This is a genomic window from Bacillus pumilus, from assembly GCF_003431975.1.
In the GTDB taxonomy this organism is placed as follows: domain Bacteria; phylum Bacillota; class Bacilli; order Bacillales; family Bacillaceae; genus Bacillus; species Bacillus pumilus_N.
The window spans coordinates 3824361-3843358 of record NZ_CP027116.1; the positions used below are offsets into that span (position 1 = coordinate 3824361).

The 18998-nt window shown below is 40.3% G+C and carries 18 protein-coding genes, 1 pseudogene and 1 riboswitch; of the genes and pseudogenes, 6 read left to right on the forward strand and 13 right to left on the reverse strand.

Annotated elements, in window-relative coordinates:
* Positions 1-108: 108 nt before the first annotated feature.
* A riboswitch (glycine riboswitch) is annotated at positions 109-188 on the reverse strand.
* A 261-nt stretch (positions 189-449) separates the two neighbouring features.
* The 3 genes from C5695_RS19800 (at position 450) to C5695_RS19810 (ending at position 4007) form a co-directional block, all read left to right on the forward strand.
* A complete protein-coding gene (locus tag C5695_RS19800; protein WP_117732786.1) occupies positions 450-1472 on the forward strand; it encodes a LacI family DNA-binding transcriptional regulator in 1023 nt (340 codons plus the stop codon).
* 432 nt (positions 1473-1904) lie between these two features.
* Complete coding sequence (locus C5695_RS19805; protein WP_117732788.1) at positions 1905-3086, forward strand: MFS transporter; 1182 nt, start codon at positions 1905-1907, stop codon at positions 3084-3086.
* Between the two features lie 18 nt (positions 3087-3104).
* On the forward strand, positions 3105-4007 hold the full coding sequence (locus tag C5695_RS19810; protein ID WP_117732790.1) for a quinate/shikimate dehydrogenase: 903 nt from the start codon (positions 3105-3107) through the stop codon (positions 4005-4007).
* Between the two features lie 40 nt (positions 4008-4047).
* Here C5695_RS19810 and C5695_RS19815 read toward each other — a convergent pair whose 3' ends face one another.
* From C5695_RS19815 to C5695_RS19840, 7 genes and pseudogenes are all read right to left on the reverse strand, one after another.
* Positions 4048-5241, reverse strand: a complete 1194-nt coding sequence (locus tag C5695_RS19815) for an MFS transporter (RefSeq protein WP_117732792.1) — start codon at positions 5239-5241, stop codon at positions 4048-4050.
* A gap of 308 nt (positions 5242-5549) precedes the next feature.
* The gene (locus tag C5695_RS20745; RefSeq protein WP_233230762.1) at positions 5550-5789 is read right to left on the reverse strand and encodes a hypothetical protein; all 240 of its coding nucleotides are present in this window, start codon (positions 5787-5789) and stop codon (positions 5550-5552) included.
* Positions 5786-5923: a hypothetical protein gene (locus C5695_RS20750; protein WP_233230763.1), complete on the reverse strand. Its 138-nt coding sequence runs from the start codon at positions 5921-5923 to the stop codon at positions 5786-5788. The genes C5695_RS20745 and C5695_RS20750 overlap by 4 nt, the downstream gene beginning before the upstream one ends.
* 346 nt (positions 5924-6269) lie before the next feature.
* Positions 6270-6620: a YxiF family protein gene (locus C5695_RS19825; RefSeq protein ID WP_423749841.1), complete on the reverse strand. Its 351-nt coding sequence runs from the start codon at positions 6618-6620 to the stop codon at positions 6270-6272.
* Positions 6621-7056: 436 nt separating this feature from the next.
* Complete coding sequence (locus tag C5695_RS19830; protein ID WP_117732794.1) at positions 7057-7701, reverse strand: hypothetical protein; 645 nt, start codon at positions 7699-7701, stop codon at positions 7057-7059.
* 20 nt (positions 7702-7721) lie between these two features.
* Positions 7722-9296 carry a T7SS effector LXG polymorphic toxin gene (locus C5695_RS19835; RefSeq protein WP_272866852.1) on the reverse strand — a complete coding sequence of 525 codons (1575 nt, stop codon included), beginning with the start codon at positions 9294-9296 and terminating at the stop codon, positions 7722-7724.
* 164 nt (positions 9297-9460) lie between these two features.
* Positions 9461-10082: pseudogene (locus C5695_RS19840) on the reverse strand (TerD family protein); the annotation flags it as partial.
* 23 nt (positions 10083-10105) lie between these two features.
* Between C5695_RS19840 and C5695_RS20755 the strand changes: the two are divergent.
* On the forward strand, positions 10106-10267 hold the full coding sequence (locus tag C5695_RS20755; RefSeq protein ID WP_233230765.1) for a hypothetical protein: 162 nt from the start codon (positions 10106-10108) through the stop codon (positions 10265-10267).
* A gap of 4 nt (positions 10268-10271) precedes the next feature.
* Here the strand turns inward: C5695_RS20755 and C5695_RS19845 are convergent, their stop codons facing one another.
* The 3 genes from C5695_RS19845 to C5695_RS19855 form a co-directional block, all read right to left on the reverse strand.
* Positions 10272-11252, reverse strand: coding sequence for a restriction endonuclease (locus tag C5695_RS19845; RefSeq protein ID WP_117732798.1), 981 nt, complete (start codon positions 11250-11252; stop codon positions 10272-10274).
* A 154-nt stretch (positions 11253-11406) separates the two neighbouring features.
* Positions 11407-12846, reverse strand: a complete 1440-nt coding sequence (gene bglA / locus C5695_RS19850; protein ID WP_117732800.1) for a 6-phospho-beta-glucosidase BglA — start codon at positions 12844-12846, stop codon at positions 11407-11409.
* Positions 12847-12855: 9 nt separating this feature from the next.
* Positions 12856-14754, reverse strand: a complete 1899-nt coding sequence (locus tag C5695_RS19855; RefSeq protein WP_117732802.1) for a beta-glucoside-specific PTS transporter subunit IIABC — start codon at positions 14752-14754, stop codon at positions 12856-12858.
* 155 nt (positions 14755-14909) lie between these two features.
* Between C5695_RS19855 and C5695_RS19860 the strand changes: the two genes are divergently transcribed.
* On the forward strand, positions 14910-15620 hold the full coding sequence (locus C5695_RS19860) for a GntR family transcriptional regulator (RefSeq protein ID WP_117732804.1): 711 nt from the start codon (positions 14910-14912) through the stop codon (positions 15618-15620).
* 46 nt (positions 15621-15666) lie between these two features.
* Here the strand turns inward: C5695_RS19860 and C5695_RS19865 are convergent, their stop codons facing one another.
* Positions 15667-16230 carry an Imm64 family immunity protein gene (locus C5695_RS19865; RefSeq protein WP_050944628.1) on the reverse strand — a complete coding sequence of 188 codons (564 nt, stop codon included), beginning with the start codon at positions 16228-16230 and terminating at the stop codon, positions 15667-15669.
* Between the two features lie 200 nt (positions 16231-16430).
* Here C5695_RS19865 and C5695_RS19870 point away from each other — a divergent pair, with 200 nt between their 5' ends.
* Positions 16431-17327, forward strand: coding sequence for a PhzF family phenazine biosynthesis protein (locus tag C5695_RS19870; protein ID WP_117732806.1), 897 nt, complete (start codon positions 16431-16433; stop codon positions 17325-17327).
* Between the two features lie 40 nt (positions 17328-17367).
* Here C5695_RS19870 and C5695_RS19875 read toward each other — a convergent pair whose 3' ends face one another.
* Positions 17368-18240, reverse strand: coding sequence for a LysR family transcriptional regulator (locus tag C5695_RS19875; protein ID WP_233230766.1), 873 nt, complete (start codon positions 18238-18240; stop codon positions 17368-17370).
* A 5-nt stretch (positions 18241-18245) separates the two neighbouring features.
* Positions 18246-18755 (reverse strand): LURP-one-related/scramblase family protein, encoded by a 510-nt coding sequence (locus tag C5695_RS19880; protein WP_117732809.1) that lies wholly within the window; start codon positions 18753-18755, stop codon positions 18246-18248.
* Between the last annotated feature and the right edge of the window lie 243 nt (positions 18756-18998).

Below are 18998 nucleotides of genomic sequence, written 5' to 3' on the forward strand. Positions count from 1 at the left end.
GTCCATAAAAAAAGAGATTGGATGCGCTCCAATCTCACGGTCATAAAAGAATAGCAAAATAGAGAAAAGTAATACACGGCGTCATCCATGCATTACAAATACAATATTTCGTACTCTTCTGTCCTTTTGCCTGAGATTGTGAACCCTTCGGCGCCGCATATACATGCGGTCTCTCCAGAAGCTGCTCCTGCTATAGTCTGACCCACAGCAATCATAGCCTTCGTTATTTACTTAAAATGTTGCTATTTCTGAATAATTTCATATTTTACGCCTCAACAAGAAAGCTGTCAATGGAAATCTTTTATGATTTCTGTCACTCTAGCTGACTTCACTTCATCAATACCCCTCATTAAGGTATAATAAATCAAAAGATGTTCGGCTCGTTTAATAGAGAAATCCACCCTGACCATGAACCAAGTTAGGCAATCCATTGAAGTTGGTGAAGATAAATGAAAAAAATGAACAAACAGCGTGTTACATTACAGGAAGTCGCCCGTCATGCCGGTGTATCGACTTCAACGGCCTCACTCGTTGTTCGAAACAACCCAAGAATCTCTGAAGTCACTCGAAAAAAGGTCCTTCAATCTATGCAGGAATTAGGATACGTGTATGACCGCGTCGCTGCTAACATGCGGTCAAAAAGTTCAAATATTGTAGGTGTGATTGTCACGGATATTTCAAACACGTTTATTTCTGAGTTTTTAATCGGCGTGCAAACCACACTTGAATCACTGGGCTATACCGTTTTACTTGGGACAACCTTTGACAGTGTCGATAAGCAGGAACGGCTCATTTCTACCATGGTAGAGCACCGAGTTGGCGGGATCATTTTAAACCTAGCTTCGAAAAGCTCTACTCGGACGGTCAAACAATTAAATCAAATTCGCACCCCAAAAGTATTGGCAAATCGTGAATTAGCAGATGTGCATTGTGACTATGTCGGCGCTGATTATGAACAAGGCACTTGGATGGCGGTCCATCATCTTCTTCAAAAAGGACATCGGCGCATTGCCTTTTTAGGCGGCATCAAGGTCTCCTCGACTTGGATCGATCGAATGAAAGGGTTCAAAAGAGCCCACGATGAGGCAAACGTAACAATTGATGAATCGCTTATTATTGATATGGAACCGACTCGTGAAGGCGGGAAAGAAGCACTCGCCCAAGTCATCGATCAGCCCGATCCTCCTACTGCTATTTTTTGTTTTAGTGACTTAGTTGCGTTTGGGGTCATTCAAGGCTTGACATCACGTGACATCAAGCCTGGTGAAGATATCGATGTAGTTGGATTCGATAACATCCCTGAAGCGGAAATGTATCACCCACCACTCACCACTGTCTCTTCATTCCCACGGTCCATCGGGGTAAAAGCAGCGACCCTTTTATATCAAAAAATGAACGAACAGGATGAAGAGTTACAGCGATTAATCTTAAAGCCTCAACTTCATATCAGAGAAACCTCTACCTCATTGTGAAAAGGAGAATTGCATGCAGCAATTCTCTTTTTTTATTGAGCAAGTCAATCATTTCTTTATTTCATTTTTCTTTTTTTAAATCACAAAGTCATAAACTTGACACATTTTAAACACAGGAGTATATTTATCTCGTTGCTTCTTTTGGTATATCGTTGTACCTATTTCTGTGTATCATTTTTTTATTCAACATCATGTAAAAGTGGAGTTTTCTAATCCTGATCAAATTATGAAGATTCATTTTCTTATCAATGATGTTTTTATATTTATATTTTGGTAGAACGATGTACTTGATTGGAGAACAGATGAATATTCATTATTTTTTCATCCATGACATAAAGGGTGTTGTGATGGGCTTTATGTACATTCATAAAAAGAACAACCGACATACAAAGAATTTAACCCTAAAAGGGTTACAAATATAGGAGTGGGAACATGAAAAATCCTTATATTAAATCGTCACTCGGCATGTATTTAAATTACTTCATGCTTGGCATGATCAATATCATTGTAGCTTCCAACATGGATAGCTTATCTGAACGTTACCATGTAGATATTCCGAAAATCAGCTTGCTTGTATCGGCGATCGGAATTGGTAAACTCATTGCTCTCTTTTTCTCAGGCCGGTTAGCCGACAGCTGGGGACGTAAGCCTGTCATTATTACAGGAAATTTTCTTTACTTATTATTCTTAATCGGTATTCCAACGACAACGAGTTATACACTGGCATTTATCCTTGCGATTTCAGCAGGTATTGCAAATTCACTGCTTGATTCAGGAACCTATCCTGCTTTGACTGAATCATTTCCGAAAAAAGCAAGTTCCGCTTCTGTTTTAGTGAAAGCGTCTGTATCCATTGGTGCGACTGTTCTTCCATTTATCTTGGCGTTCCTAGTGGCACATGACATCTTCTGGGGCTGGGCGTTCTTTGGACTAGGACTTCTTTATTTACTTGTTGGGATTTACTTAATCTTTATGCCCTTCCCGAACCATAAGCGAGTTTCTTCACAAGACGCTCTGCCAGTACAGGAGCAGCTGAAAGAAGAACCGAAAATGCTTGGCGAAGGCTTAGCTGTTGTACTCATGGGATTCACGTCAACTGCATTGTTTGTCGTATGGCAGACATGGCTTCCGCAGCTCGGGTTAAAATTAATCGGACTTGGCACAGAACAAGCCACACAGCTTCTATCTTATTTTAGTATCGGTGCACTGGTATCTGTTCTCTTGCTGTCGATCGTCTTAGATAAATTCATTTCACCGATTATGGTAGCGATCATTTATCCAATTGGGGCGTTCCTTGCAATGCTTTCACTTTTCCAAATCGAAACATACAGCATTGTCATTATCAGCACCTTTTTCTTAGGGCTATTTACAGCGGGAATCTTCCAGCTGGCGATGAGTATTATGATGAAATTATTCCCTACAAACAAAGCAACGGCTTCATCATACGTCAACATTGCGGCAAGCTCAGCGTTTATTCTTGTGCCGCTCATTACAAGTGGGTTGGTCAGCACGTACGATATTAAAATGACGTTATTTTTCGATATGATCATTGCGGTTATTAGCGTATTGTTAGCAATCTTTGTTCTTGGACGCATGAAAAAATTGTTTAGATAATTAAAGGAGATGTCAATCATGACAAACATACATGAACGTAATATTGATGGAAAAACAAAATTAGTAGGCCTTCTTGCTACACCAATCGGACACAGCCTGTCACCACGGATGCATAACCTTGGCTATACACTCTCAGGAATCAACTACGCTTACCTCGCATTTGAAGTAGGCAATGATGAACTAGAAGCAGCCGTAAACGGTATGAAAGCGATGGGTGCAGCTGGATTTAACGTTTCTATGCCGAACAAAATGAAAGTGTTAGACTACTTAGATGAACTAGATGATTCTGCAAAATACACACGTGCAAGTAACACCGTCGTAAACAAAGATGGCAAACTGATTGGCTACAACACAGATGGTCTTGGTTACGTGCGAAACTTGATTGAACATGGCGTTGAATTAGCTGGACAAAAGATCACACTAGTCGGATCTGGCGGTGCTGCAACACCGATTGCCATTCAGCTTGCACAATCTGGTATTCGTGAAATTAGCATTTTTGCACGCCAAGATCAATACTTTGTTCAAGCCGAAGAAAATGTAAATTACATCAACAATGAAATGAAATCCTTCGGTGTCAAAGCTAACATTTTCCCACTTGAAGACAAAGACGCGTTCCGCCATGAAGTAGCAGAAAGTGCGATCCTAGCAAATGGGACAAGCCTTGGCATGAAACCACTAGATCAACTCAGCATTATCGATGATACACTTGATGTACTTCGTGAAGATTTGATCGTGACAGATGTCGTATACAACCCGCAAAAAACAAAGCTTCTTGCGCAAGCACAGGAAGCTGGCGCCAAAACCATTAACGGTCTTGGCATGATGCTATGGCAGGGTGCACTTGCTTACAAACTCTTTACTGGTGAAGATATGCCAGTTGATCAAGTGAAACAAATTCTTTTTGAAAATGACCGTTTCTAAACAAAAGAAAGACGACTTCCTAAGCGGAGGTCGTCTTTTTTTATTCATGAATCATGATTTGACGGTATCGATACAGAATATACAGTGCACCAATAATGGCGGCAACTGCCACCACCGCATCGAACAGAAAGATTTGTAAAATGGTCGAGTGACTTTCAATTAAACCTGTTACGACCGGGATGACGATAGCTGACACACCGCCGGCTGTGGAAATAATCCCTGTCATCGTCCCTTTGTTCTTCCAGAAGAATTCAGCCATCACCGTTAACGTCAGCTGAAAAACACCGGCTGTTGAGAATCCCAATACAAAGGCATTGACGGTTCCGATAACTGGGGATTTCACAACCAAGAGCACACAAATGGAAACAAGCGTAATGATTGGATAGATCAGCAACACAGTGACAGGACGGACAAAACGGCGCAACAGAAATGCGAGCATCACGACAGACAGCAGCCCGCCCATGCTATAGTAACTGAGCAGTTTCACAGCACTTCCGGATGTCATCCCCAATATAGCCTCACCGTACGTAGGAAGCCAAATTTGCGGCAACGCATATAGCCCATTTGACGTAAAGCTGATCACAATGAGTGCGATCCCTTCTCTCCAAAATGTAGGCTCTGTCGAGAAGCGCGGAAGTCCGTTCTGCTCCGTTACCTGGACTTGTTCCACCTTGCGATGATTCGGAAATGGCAAGGTCCACAGCATCAAGACATTCACAAGATAGATCAGAGCAGGAACAAAAAATGCCATTCCATAAAACAAATCATGCTCTGCCAAAAAGAAAATCGCGAGTGGCAAAATGGTGGCCCCAATGGATATAAAGGCCTTCACCATCACATTCGCAGATCCCGAGTTTTGAGGAAAAGCCTCCATTAATGCAGGATACGTCCCAGCATCCATCGCTGAATTCGCGACTCCTGCCAAAATCGCAAACGCAAACGCAATTTGATAATTCGGAGACAATGGAATTCCGATCAGGAACACCGCCATCAGCACACCCGAAACCAAAATGACCGGCTTCCGCCCAAAACGATCTGACAGCACGCCCGATAAACCATACGTCAGTACCCTGCCAATGCCAAGCGCCGAAATCATATAACTAATTCCCGCACTATTGGTATCTAACTGTTTGATTAAAAATGGCATATTGGAAGCCAAAATAATATTGACCATACCTAATAAAAAGTAATTAATATACAGACTAGAAGCCGTTCTCACATACGGATTCCTCATCCTGACACACCCCTCAACACCATCGCAATGAAGTGACCATTTATAAGATCTCATATGTGAGGAAGAACAGCTTTACAGCCTTCACGTTCATACATCTCATCATGTCATGCAGCTCACCGCTTACATGTCCTTCATGTATCAAGCATTTCTTCAATTTTTCACTGCTCTTATTTTATATGAATGTGAAAGGTAATGATAGTGAATTGTTTAAATTTGAGGGAATTGAGACAAAAAAGGAGTGGCAGGTGACCACTCCTTTTTTGATCGTCAACCAACTTTGACGGACGACTCTTAATCCAAGTAAAACCTTAATTCTCGATTTTCACGCTTGGAATTGTAATGTTACCATCTGTTGTGGACTCATATGTAATGACACCCTCAGAAGTACCCATAAAAGTAATTACGTCTCCTTCTAAAACTCGCGATTTGACGAGATCAGCTTGATAATCACCATAAACAATATCATTGTAATATTCATCTACAGCTAATCTTATTTCTGTCGTACCGTCACCTTCCATGACTTGGACAACTTCACCTTTAAATTTCACTTTTTCCCTTTATATTTTTCAGGTGTTCTAGCCAATTGATCGTAAGTGATACCAGTTTCGTAACCTTTTTTCTCTTCTTCCTCAGCTTCGGCTAACTTTGCATATGGAACTAATTCATCTACTTTTTTCTGCAAATTTTCGTTTTTTTCTTTAGCTTTTCAATTGCTTTTGACGGTGATGAACCAGACATTGCCGATCCTATAAACATAGCAACAATGGCTACCACAATATACTTCCAATTTTTTTTAAAAAACTTTTAAACTTCCTTCCCTCATAACGATATAATTATTTCATTACAAAATAAATTTCCTTAAATGCGCATTTTTGGATGATAATATCTATATCGGTTATAAGAATAAATTCCCAGAAAAAGATTAGATCTTTGTGCTCGAACAAGTCTTTTTTAAAATGAAATAATATACCTTTAGGCTCAATTTAATTATTCACTTAAATATAAGGAATACCATAGACCATTCCACATTAATCGCGCCTCTTACAGCCCCAAATACTTAGCTCATAATAATATTCCGTTCGCTCTATGCATAAACCAAAACGGAAATCCTCTGCGACTAAAATAAAATCCCCGTATCCACTTGAAAATTTCGTTTGTTCAATAAGCTGGTTTAAGTGACTAAAAACTTCATGTACATATACTAAAAGCGCTTCAATTTCATGCTCTCGAAAAAATAGCAATCTTCCTTGTGTAGGAGTTACTTTTACCTTTTTGACCATTTCCTTTAACATTTGTTCAGAAATCTCAATATGCTCTCGGTAGTGGTTTCCGTGTATTTGCATTTTACCTTCTCTTGATTGAAGGGAAGTAAAATACATACTTCACTAGATAATCAATTAATATGCTTCTTCATTCATAAATCGGAACAAATATAAAACACCTTTAAGTTGAAAATCGTGTATACATACCTTAAAACAAGTTTGAGGTGTTTTTGTATGAAAAAGGAGTGAGTTATTCGATCAGTATAAAAGAAGAGACCGTTCGAGTGAAGTTAGCAGGAAGTCAGTCAAAAAATAGGGATTAAGAATAGTACACAAGTGGAAACATGGACTAGATGGTATCAAAGTGGGGAACAGCATTCCTTTCATCTGTTGAAATGAAACAACCAGTCACCGAAAGTGTTCCAACAACTGATTGTTTCATAATGTGGTATAATCCCTGTCTCAAAAACGGGAGTCAGTCCCGCATGTGGGGATTATTTAATATGTTAGAGATCATTACCTTTTGAAGATACTATGAATAGCTTTGTATTCGCTACCGTATTTTCTGGGTAAGATCTTTATTTAATATCATTGCCAATTCTGCCTCATTTACAACAGATCCCCATCTAAAAATAATTTCACTATTCAAACCATACTTCAAAAAAAGTGCTTGATAATCTACTTCATGACTATCTTTGTTCAAACCTGAGTAAAACAAATCTTTTATAGCTTCTTCTGAGAGCATAGTATCCCTTCTAGTGGCAATCAAGAAACTCGATTGATACTGATCCATTATCCGCAATGCCTTATCTAATTCATGCTGAGGGACTTTCGCAATACTGACATAAAAATGATTTCTATGTTCATCTAAAAGTAGTTCTGGCCCCTTTTCAAAACCTGAAGTATTTATTTCTGAGTCAATATATTTCCATACTTTTCTATAATTCTCTATTCGAGAATGTATATCACTTACTTTCTTACTCAGGAATATATAAAAATCGTAATTAATCAATTTATCGCTAAAAATTTCGATAAGTTCATTTTGACAATAATGTTGAAAAGTCTTAATTCCGCCATCATCTAAAAAGTAATATCCATTAATACTATATACACTTAACTTTTTAAGTTCATTTATTTCTTGATCTAACCACTTATAGTATTTTGTAACATCTTGTTCGAATTCAAGCTCTATTTTCATTTATAATCCTCCAATGATATCTATTTTTCATAGTCATAGTGGTTTCCATAAATATCATTAAAATGAGCATCTCTATTCTGACTTAAATCGTCTGGGTAGTAATGGCCTCCTGCATGATCTCTAACCACTTTTTCATCTTTAAAGAAATAGTCCTTACCAGGGATAGGGTTACCTCTTTTGTCCACTGCTGGTCTAACTTCTATCGGTTGTTCACTTACTGGTATACCACTTGCCCTTTTAGATTCTCGATAAGCCCCTCTCCTTTTGGCTCCATTAGGTGAAAAATCAGGAGGACGCTGCCCATTTTCAGCTTTCACATATCTTTGATAATTTTCTTTTTTAGCTATTATTCTTTTTGATTTATCTTTAAATTGAAGTTGTTTTAAACTTTTACTTCCAAACGGCAAAAGCATTCCCAGCGCCGCATTCATACTCGCTTCCTGCTGTTCTTTCGAGACCTTATTTCCAAACATATCACGCCCCGTAATCGCTTCGCTGAAGCCGTTGGTGGCGGTGAGGCCATATAAGCCTTTTTGAGATGTTTTTAAGGCGTCAAAGGATTTTTGTGATGTCTTGTAGATGTCGACTGCTCTGACTGCGGCTGATGTGGCTTGAGTCGTTTTATAGACAGCTTTCCCGCCTTTGAAAATGCGTCCTGCCCAGCCGACGATTGGGATATAGCCCGCTGCTGCCATGCCGCCTGCGGCGACGCGCTGTCCTGCGGTGAGTTCTTCGCCTGTGATCGGGTCAACGCCTGTAGCAGCACGTTTTGCATCGTTCACACCTGTCAATTCATTGACGATATTTCCGCCATAATCGAGTGCTTTTTCATGCCAAGGACGGTTGGCGAGGGCTTCTTGTTCCTTTGCGATCTCGCGGGCTTCCTGTTGTTCTTTTTTGATTTGCAGATATTCAGAAGTTTGCTTCTCAATATCGCTTTTTGCTTTGTAGATTTTACTATTTTGATACGCTTTCTTGTCAAAATTCATCGGAGAAATCGCTTTTCCGTCATTTGTGGCATTCATCATTTCTGCGTACAATGCCATTGTAGCCTTCTCCTCAGTCTCTGACAAAGCATATTCATCTTTTAAATGTTGATCAAGCTCTATTAAATCTTTAACCGTTTTTTTTCGTTCATCTTCCGCATCTGCAATCTTTTCATCAAAGGTTTTACTGTCAAATACCTCTAGAGAAATGAGGTCGTCGATGTCTTGAAAAATCGTTTTGAGTGCCTTTTTTTGATCCTTTACGATGCTTTTGGCATTCTTGATTCCCATATGTACTGCATTGTCTAAAAAGTGTTCTTCTACAAAGGTGTCGCCTCCAAAGTTTGTATCATCTAGTGTCCCAGAAACACCTTCATGAAAGGCTTTTTGTTTATCAATGAAGCTGATAAACATGTCTACATTTCCTGCGAGCTCTTTGTAGAAGCTTTTAATGTTATCGGCACCTTTTCCTGTGAAATCATCACCGAGGTTTGCCACGCCTTGTAGTGCCTTTTTTAAATCTATCATTTGTTCGCGGAGTTCCTGGTAGTGTTTTGCCCTTGCGTCCATGGCGCTTGTTAGTGCTTTTGCATCAAGTATCTTGCCCAGAAGAAGTCACTCCCTCCATTATTGATCATAAAGTCTATTTTACCGTTACATTCAAAACGGAAAAATAGGCTAAATGACATAAAAAATGGAATAGACTCTCTATTTAACGGTCAATTAAAATAAGCTAGACAATGCACTTTGCTCTGTCTAGCCATACATCCATTTTATTTATAATCATTGACAGGTCCTTTGTCCATCAAAACCTCAATTTCATTAGAAAACTTCATTTTTAATTTCGGTCTGCGCTCAGAGTTTGGTTTGCTGTAAAGTTCAAGTGGGCGGATGATCACGCCATCATTTGTATTTTGAAGCATACCTGGCACACAAGAATAAATACGATCATTGTCATTGGCATGTTTGGAATGAATCGTCACAGACGTTCCTTGATGATTATCGATACTCATAGATACTCTATATCTATAAAAAGAACCTGTCCCGTTTGATTGAGCAGAATAAACAACTGGAACGACAGCAAGGATATCGTCATTTAAACGTAGTTTAATAACTTCTGTTTTCATTGATTCACGGTCTCTACCAACATCTCCCATGTGCTCTACAGCTCCGTTACCATACCTTTTGAGAGCAGGGACACCTTTCGCACCAAACATAGCCACATCTTATTTGTTTTCCTGACTTCGTATAAATCAAAGCATAAATATCATAATCGGTGCCAGACTCCCATGAAACTGTAGCTGTGATCTCAGGTGTTTTCTCGTTTATGATCGGTTTATGACCTTTGTCTAGACTAATTTTACCTTGAACTTTTTCTAAGCTGATAGGTGCAGCGCACTCTCAAAAGGAGTATCAATATGTATAAAAAAATCATTCCTGTTGTTATGGTAATATTCGGTCTTTGGATTCTTCTTCAAATATCCTTGAACATGAATATCTTTCACAATCCAATGAACTATTTTGTCGCTATTACTCTCTTTTTTCTTTGTATTCAGGCATTAATAAAACTTAAACAATAAAAAATTACTCAGGCACATACACTTTTTTCAAAGGTAATAAAGATCTTGTCTCTGTTGGCATGTCCTCATACCAATGTACAATAAGATTGACGAGTTCTTCTAAGTCCAATAGATGAACTTCATTATGCTTTGCAACAGCTTTTGCATGAGAGGTAAATCCGCCAGTAGAAACAAATAAACTATTTGCATTCATGGGGTTGGCTCCTAATAATTGTTGCACTTCTGGTGCACTGGCTGAAGTTTTTCGATGCTTGACTTGTACTTTAATACTAGGTTTTTCAAACCCAAATGCGTCTTTATAAGCTAATACATCTACACCGCCGTCAGGGCCTTTTGGACTCACACGAACATTGTATGACATAGCTTGCAGTAAGCCCCCGACTAAGTCTTGCATCTTCCATGGGTCTAATTTATCCACCTTATCTGCAATCATCACAGTTGCTTTGCTGACTAAATCCTCAATAATTTCATCTTCCTCGGTTTCATCTTCTGATGCCGGTATAGAAGAAGGGTTTTTCAGTAGGTGTTCAATTTCTTCTCCCCAATCATCTACACGAAAAACAGTTGATATAGAACCGAGGCTGTTTTTAGCTGATTGGCTAAGAGAATCTCGTTTCACTGCGATTGGTTCCCAGTTGACTTGGATATGATTTGGATACATTTTATCCCCTGCTTCTTCATCAAAAAAATGGGGAGCAGTCACCGTACCTACTCGATATTCTCGGCTTTCTTTTATGTATGTAATAATTCGGTCTCCCTTTTGGATTTCTCTACTAAATCTCCATACCTGACTAACCCAACTTCTTCTCGTAAAAGGTTTGTTCTCAGCGTATATGACATCAGCTCGAGCATTCATCTCTTGCTTTGTTTGATATTGTGTTGGATTACCTAATTTAGGCCAACCGATTGATGCTAAGCCTTTCTCTTCCCACATCGTAATTAAATCATTCTGGTCGCCTGCACGAACCATCCACCATTTCGTCATTTACGATCTCTCCCATTCCACTCTTCTTCTTTCTTTACTAAATTATAAGACTTATATCTAGTGAACAAAAGGATATACACACCAATTTTTCCGAAAGAACGTAAAAACCCGAACAAGCATAAACCACGCTCATCCGGGCTTCTATTTTCCTTTATTACACTTCTTCACCGTTCGTGGCAATGACGTTTTGATACCAAGTAAACGAATCTTTTTTGAGTCTCTTCATTGAGCCGTTCCCTTCGTTGTCGCGATCAACATAGATCATGCCGTAACGTTTTTTCATTTCACCTGTTGTGAATGACACGATATCAATGATGCCCCAAGGTGTGTAGCCAATCAGGTCAACACCGTCGTATTCGATGGCTTTTTTCAGTGCTTCGATATGAGAAGCGAGATATTGAATTCGTTCTGGATCGTGAATAGACCCGTCTTCCTCCACTTGATCTATGGCACCAAACCCATTTTCTACGATGAATAACGGGATTTGATAGCGATCGTAAAAGCGATTCAGCGTATATCTTAAGCCTGTCGGGTCAATGGACCAGCCCCAGTCACTTGATTTGATATAAGGATTGTCTACACCATGCGGAAGGGCTCCGTTGACAATGTCTCCTTCGTTATCAGACACTGCATCACTTTTAACCGTTGTCGACATGTAGTAGCTAAAGCCAAGATAATCTACTTTCCCTTTTCGTAAGCTTTCTTCATCGCCTTCTTCAAACGGAATATGATAGCCTTCTCGTTCGAATTCTTTTAGTGCATAGCTCGGATAGTAGCCACGAACCTGTACATCTGGGAAGAAATAGCGTTGTCTCATATATTCTTCAGCAAGCATGACATCCTCTGGATTTGAGGAATATGGATAGATTGGTACGTGAGATACCATTGCTCCAATTTGAAAAGCAGGATTGATTTCTTTGCCTTTTGCTACTGCCCATGCACTTGCTAGTAATTCATGATGTCCTGCTTGATACATGATTTCTTTAGCATTTTCGCCTTCTTTGACTGATACCCCTGAGTTTGTCCATAGGAACAGCGGGTTGTTGACATCCATTTTGTTATTGATTTCATTGAATGTCATCCAGTATGTGACCTTGTCTTTGTAACGATTGAAGCACACTTCAGCGAATTTCGCGAAGTATTCTGCAACTTTTCGGCTTCTGAACCCGCCATATTCTCTTGCCAAATGAAGCGGCATCTCAAAGTGTGACAGTGTAATCACAGGCTCGATGCCATGCTTGAGCAGTTCATCGAATACATCATCATAGAATTGCAAACCTGCTTCATTCGGTTCCGCTTCATCTCCCTTAGGAAAAATCCGGCTCCAGCCGATCGATGTACGCAGGCATTTCAAACCCATTTCGGCAAACATCGCGATATCTTCCTTGTAACGATGGTAGAAATCGATTGCTTCATGGTTCGGATAAAATTTGGTTTCTTCTATCGTCTCCGTAATTTGTCTCGCTACTCCATGAGCACCTGCTGTCATTACATCCACAACACTTGGACCTTTTCCTGCTTCATTCCATCCACCTTCAAATTGATGTGCAGCTAATGCGCCGCCCCATAGAAAATCTTTTGGTAAAGTCATTATTTATTCCTCCTATTTCACAATTGTGATCATGACGTCCGTTGGCTGACATGTCGATAGTTCTTCTACGATCACATCTTCGTACGCTTGTGTATTGGTGATGATGACCGGTGTGACTGTTTGTAATCCTTTGCTTTTAATGGCTTCTTGATCAAATGTCATCAACAAGTCACCCTTCTTCACCTTGTCACCTTCTTTGATCTTGAGTGTAAAAGCTGAGCCATCTAGTGAAACCGTATCAATTCCTACGTGAACAAGTAACTCCACACCAAATTCTGAACGAAGTCCGATGGCATGCTTTGTTGGTGCAAGCATGACAACACTTCCGTCAAACGGTGCATACAATTTATTGTCTGTTGGTTCAATCGCAAACCCTTTGCCCATCGCCCCAGAGCTAAATACGGCATCTGGTACTTCAGATAATGTGAGCACTTTTCCTGCAAGTGGTGCAGTGATTGTTTCTTCATTGTTCATCGAAGCATTCATTTTTTCCTCATCTTGATCTTTGACAGGTGTTGCTCCGGCTGTCTGTTCTACAGTATCTTCCCCATAACCAAACATTTGAATGAGCACAACTGGTAAGATCAGCGCAATGGCGACACCTATTAAGATACCGATGATCGATGTTGGATAATCTGCACTAATTCCGTTCACAATGGTCAGCGGACCAGGCAACCCAGCATACGCAAAGTAATAAGGTGTAAAGAAGCTGGCAACAATGGCACCCACTGCGCCAGAAATACATCCGAAAATAAACGGCTTTTTAAAACGTAACGTAACACCGTAAATCGCAGGCTCCGTAATTCCGAAGAGTCCCGTGATTCCAGCTGACACTCCGACTTTCCGAGTTTCGCGGTTTCTTGCTTTTAAAATAACTCCTAATACTGCGCCGACCTGAGCGATAACAGCGATGGTTTGATATGCCTGGAAGGAGTCACGTCCATATTGTTCAAAGTTGGCGAGCACCATTGGCGTAATGCCCCAATGAACACCGAAAATAACAAGCACTTGCCAGAATCCTCCGATAATGGCACCTGCCAGAGCTGGTACATTTTCCGCTAAGACATTGTATCCGTTTGCAATCCCATTTGCACCTGCTGTCGAAAGAGGCCCAATGAGTAGAATGGTTAACGGAACCATGATGACCATACAAAGAAATGGCACAAATAGCGGTTTGACAACTTCATGAATCCGTTTATTTAAAAATCTTTCTACATATGAAAGAATCCAAACCAAGAACAGCGGAGGCAAAACAGATGACGTATAAACAGTTTCAGATAACGCTATCCCTAAAAAGGTAACGCCTTCACCTGAAGCTACACGTCCAGCAATCTCCGTCCAAGCTGGACTCACAAGCGCTGCTGTACATGCTACTGCGATATACATATTCGTTTTAAAATGCTTGGCTGCTGTGATCGCAATAAAGATTGGCAAGAACGTAAACGGCGCCCAGGAAATAAAGCTAAAGACTTCATACGTGCCCGTTTTCGAAAAGCTTGGAAATAACAAATTAATGAGGATAAGTGCACCTTGCAAAATACCAGCTGCGGCCAAAATATACACAAAAGGCGCAAACACGGCGGACATAGTCGCAATGACACGGTTCAGTACCGTCCCTTTGTTCTCATTAGGCTGATCATCGTCAGACGATTGAAGCTGAACGAGGCTTGAAAAGTGCTCGTATACCTCCCCAACATGCTGGCCGATGACGACCTGAAATTGACCGCCGTTTTCCACCACGGTTATAACGCCAGGCATCGCATTGACTGCTTCCTTGGCCTTTGGATTTGAACGTTTTAGTACCAAACGCAGCCGCGTGGCGCATCTTGCGGCACTCACCACGTTTTCTTCTCCGCCAACTGCCTCTAAGATGTCTTCTGCAAGCTTTTGATAATCCCTCACTTTTGACATATAAAACCCCCCTTTATCACTACTAGTATATGTACATTATAATTATACCGGTACAATTTATCAATACATATATAATTAAAACTAGCATATCAAAGAAAAATCGGGATGTGCTATAATACAAAGACAATAAATCGTGAAAACAAAGAGGAATGGCTATGTTAAAGTATCAACAAATTGCGAGCGATATTGAAAAATATATTGTCACCCATGAGCTGCAGCAAGGGGACAAACTCCCTGTACTTGAAACACTCATGAATCAATTTGCTGTGAGTAAAAGTACGATTATCAAATCATTAGATTTACTCGAAAGAAAAGGGATTGTCTATCAAGTGAGGGGCAGCGGCATCTTTGTGAGAAGACACAGGCGCAAGGGCTACATCAGTCTTTTATCCAACCAAGGGTTCAAGAAAGATTTAGAGGAATTTCAACTGACATCAGAGGTTTTAATGCTAGACACCATCAAACCCTCCGAAGAAGCTGCACTTAATTTAAACATCAAACAAGACGAGGATGTTTTTTACCTCAAACGCATTCGTTACATCAATGGACAAACCTTATGCTTAGAAGAATCCTATTATCGGAAAACCATCATTCCCTATCTCAACACAGAAATAGCCGCCGATTCTGTTTTTAAATTCATCAGTGAAGGCCTCGGACTCAAAGTCGGCTTTTCGGATATGTACTTACAAGTAGGCAAACTGAATGAAACCGAAGCCAAGCACCTCGGACTCAAACAAGACGATCCCGCTCTCCGCGTCGAGACGGTCTTTCATCTTACAAATGGACAGCCCTTCGACTTCTCGAAAATCACGTATAACTACATGCAATCCCAATTTTTTATTCAAGCGAATAATTATTATGGGTGATGGATCGAAAAAGCCTCCTGAGACAATCAGGAGGCTTTCTTACGATTTACCTTTCAATCTTTACACATTCCCTCCTTCTTTCTTGAGAAGAAATGCCGTCAATCGCCACATCACCATAATAAATGTCTATATGATCTCTTTTGCCAATTAGAGCAACCGGAAAAGCATGCTGTTCTTGCAGGCACTTTTCGAACTCATCTGGATGAATCTCTACTTCAATTTCATGTCCAGTGAAAGCATATTCAAACGTAAGCGTATGATAAAGATCCACAAGACAGCGTTTGATCCCCTGTTGAAGACGAATGACATCATGAGAAACAACCTCTGTCCACTTTAAAGAGATAACGAACCCTACGTAACCTGCTTCTTTTTGTATGTTGATGGTCATATCATTTAGCTTCGATCCCGACAATACAAACTCCATATAATAACCATCAAAGACATCGTCTTTGATGGTATTTTCTTTTATTCTATGTTCAATCCACATTTCGCCATCAGGATCCTGACTAAACTTTACTTTGGTAATAGACATTTCTTTTTGAGCTAGATAATCAGACAATTGGCGAAAAGTATTTGGTAAATGAATGGCCTCATAAAAAACGATTCCCATATTGATGTATCCACCCATAGCTATCATGCATCCCTCGCTTTATTTTTTCTTTCATTATACTTTACTCAAACCTGTATTCTGAGAAAACTCATCCCCTTACATGAACACCTCCGATTTAAAGTATCAAAAAGATTCATTTTACGAATGCATTGAACAAACTTATGATAAACGTAACAAGAGTGTATAGGAGGATTCATTATATGAGAGATATTAGGGTGTACCATGTCGATGCATTTACAACTGAGAAATTTGGAGGAAATGCTGCTGGGGTCGTGTTGGATGGTGATCTTTTAACGGAGGATGAGATGCAGAATATCGCCAAGGAGTTGAATTTACCGGAATCTGTCTTCTTGCTGCCTGCACATGATAAAGAAGCTGATTATCGGGTTAAATACTTCACACCGACGGAAGAGGTCAATTTCTGCGGCCATGCGACTGTTGGATTGACTTGGCTTTTGGCGACGGAGCTTGGGCTGGCAAAAGAGAAAACAGGGGTCGTGTTAGAAACGAAGATTGGCAATGTTCCTGTTGTATGGCACGAAGAAAATGGCAAAGTCATCGATGTGGAAATGACGCAGGTGACGCCGAAAACGCGAGATTTTATGATCGATTTAGAAGAGCTTAGTGACATGATTGGTGTCAGCAGTGACCGCATTGATCCATCCTATCCTATCAAATTAGCAAACACCGGAAACTGGCATCTTCTCGTTCCGATGAAGCACCAGGAAGACATTGATCAAGCGGCACCGAACTTAGCGGCTTTAGGGAAAATGAATAAAGAGCAGAATATCACGACGACTCACCTTTATACATTTCATACCACAAAAGAATGTGATCTTTACACGAGAGATTTTGCACCTGGAATTGGGATACCCGAAGATCCGGTGACGGGGGCAGCAAACGGAGCATTGGCTGGCTATCTTTATTTGGAAGGTATCATTTCTCAGCAAGAAACTACTCACTTGAACATTGCCCAAGGAGATGCCATCGGCAGACCTGGCATGCTTCGAATCACGGTCATTCCGAATGAATCAAAGCCGGTGATCAAAGTAGCAGGCGCAGCGGTCATCACCATTCGCGGCGTGTTGACTTTATAAACCATCAGCTTGAATGGGAGACATCTCGTTCAAGCTGATTTTACTTAAAATGATCTTTTACCACTTCGATCCATCTTTTAGCCGATGGCGATGCCGCTTTGAATGATTTGAACGCCAAGTTGATCTCACGATATACGCTCGTCTCAAGTGGGATGACTTTCGTATGAGACATCTGCGGCGGCAAAATTAATGTCGGAATGAAGGTTACTCCAAGCCCTTCTTGAACCATAGAAATGAGCGTATTGTTGTCTCCTATTTCAAACAAAACATGAGGCTTCACGCCTCTTTCTCTTAATAATTTCTTAATGAGCAGGTCACAGCCCGCTTTTGGCATAATGAATGATTCATCATGTAACGAGTCAACTTCTATCACTTTCTTCGTATTGAAGTGATGATCCTCATGCATCAGCACCACCAATTCATCTTGGAAAAGTGGAATGGTTTCGAATTCTCTCGATGGCTGCGTTAAAAAACCAACATCAATCGTACCAGATGCAATCCATTCCTCAATCTCCTCATAACCACCTTCATATAGCTCTACTTGGATATTGGGATACTTTTTTGTAAAACGGTGAATCAGCTGCGGAAGCATTTTTGAAGAAAAACTGGAGAACGTCCCGATCTTAATACTCCCCACTTCCATCCCTTGAATCAACGCCGCCTCCTGCTCAAGCAATGAAGCATGATGAATGATTTGCCGAATATGTGGTATCACCCGCTCACCTGAATCAGTCAGCGACAGCCCGTTTCGATTCCGATGAAGCAGCACAATCCCAAGCTCTGACTCAAGCTTCGCCATATTATGACTGACTCCAGACTGCGTCAAACCAAGTTTCTCCCCGGCTTTTGTAAAACTGCCGCACTCGACGACTGTTAGAAATACTTTGTATTGGAATGTGATCAGTTTGGTCATCTCACTTATGAATTCATCGTTGCCGACGAAGAAGACCTAGACGCCGCTTCATCAGCCTTCACACAATCAATCGCAACAACGAGCGCAATCATTACAGGCTCCATCTCTTCTTTCAAAATATCCACCTTATAACTATCTCCCCAAGTAAACCCTTCCTTCTTCACCTGGCCGATCACTTCGCCGCTTTGCAGCACTTGGAAATTCATATCCCACCAGTTACCTTGCACTTCTACACCCGCAGCATCAATTGAGTATTTTGCTTTAAAAAACGTAAACTCTTTTTTGATCGTCAATACCTCTTGACCACCAACTTCTACTAAAAACTTCGGTAAAAAGCTAAACATTTTCTTCGTAATCACAGCAATTTCTTCTCTCTCTGTATTCAGAATGGTAAACGTCTTCGGTACCTTCATAAAGCTGCCTTCGACCACATACACATCGTTCTCCTGCTGATCCTTCACCGTAAACCTGCCGCTTAGACTAAATACTTTCTGTTTCATGTATAGTTGCTTCATATGAACCTCCGATTAATTTCACAGAATTTATCATTCTTTTATCTTTTCTTTACTTAATTTTGATTATACCAAAAAATAGAATACGTAAAAAACCACCTCACAGGAGATGGTTTTTGGTTACTAATTCATCTTCAGAAGAACTGTTTGATATTTCAAGCAACTTGATTAAAAATAACAAAAGCATATTCATTCAATCGTTGCAACTAACATCTATTCTCTATTGAACAACTCCCTTCATGACTA

What these genes read in the sequence shown, in the direction of transcription:
- C5695_RS19800 (WP_117732786.1), top strand. Translation starts at nt 450, where the DNA reads ATGAAAAAAATGAACAAACAGCGTGTTACATTACAGGAAGTCGCCCGT.
- C5695_RS19875 (WP_233230766.1), bottom strand. Translation starts at nt 18,240, where the DNA reads ATGACCAAACTGATCACATTCCAATACAAAGTATTTCTAACAGTCGTC.
- C5695_RS19855 (WP_117732802.1), bottom strand. Translation starts at nt 14,754, where the DNA reads ATGTCAAAAGTGAGGGATTATCAAAAGCTTGCAGAAGACATCTTAGAG.
- C5695_RS19870 (WP_117732806.1), top strand. Translation starts at nt 16,431, where the DNA reads ATGAGAGATATTAGGGTGTACCATGTCGATGCATTTACAACTGAGAAA.
- C5695_RS19815 (WP_117732792.1), bottom strand. Translation starts at nt 5,241, where the DNA reads ATGAGGAATCCGTATGTGAGAACGGCTTCTAGTCTGTATATTAATTAC.
- C5695_RS19880 (WP_117732809.1), bottom strand. Translation starts at nt 18,755, where the DNA reads ATGAAGCAACTATACATGAAACAGAAAGTATTTAGTCTAAGCGGCAGG.
- C5695_RS19810 (WP_117732790.1), top strand. Translation starts at nt 3,105, where the DNA reads ATGACAAACATACATGAACGTAATATTGATGGAAAAACAAAATTAGTA.
- C5695_RS19830 (WP_117732794.1), bottom strand. Translation starts at nt 7,701, where the DNA reads ATGAAAATAGAGCTTGAATTCGAACAAGATGTTACAAAATACTATAAG.
- C5695_RS20755 (WP_233230765.1), top strand. Translation starts at nt 10,106, where the DNA reads ATGTATAAAAAAATCATTCCTGTTGTTATGGTAATATTCGGTCTTTGG.
- C5695_RS19825 (WP_423749841.1), bottom strand. Translation starts at nt 6,620, where the DNA reads ATGTATTTTACTTCCCTTCAATCAAGAGAAGGTAAAATGCAAATACAC.
- C5695_RS19865 (WP_050944628.1), bottom strand. Translation starts at nt 16,230, where the DNA reads ATGGGAATCGTTTTTTATGAGGCCATTCATTTACCAAATACTTTTCGC.
- C5695_RS19805 (WP_117732788.1), top strand. Translation starts at nt 1,905, where the DNA reads ATGAAAAATCCTTATATTAAATCGTCACTCGGCATGTATTTAAATTAC.
- C5695_RS19860 (WP_117732804.1), top strand. Translation starts at nt 14,910, where the DNA reads ATGTTAAAGTATCAACAAATTGCGAGCGATATTGAAAAATATATTGTC.
- C5695_RS19845 (WP_117732798.1), bottom strand. Translation starts at nt 11,252, where the DNA reads ATGACGAAATGGTGGATGGTTCGTGCAGGCGACCAGAATGATTTAATT.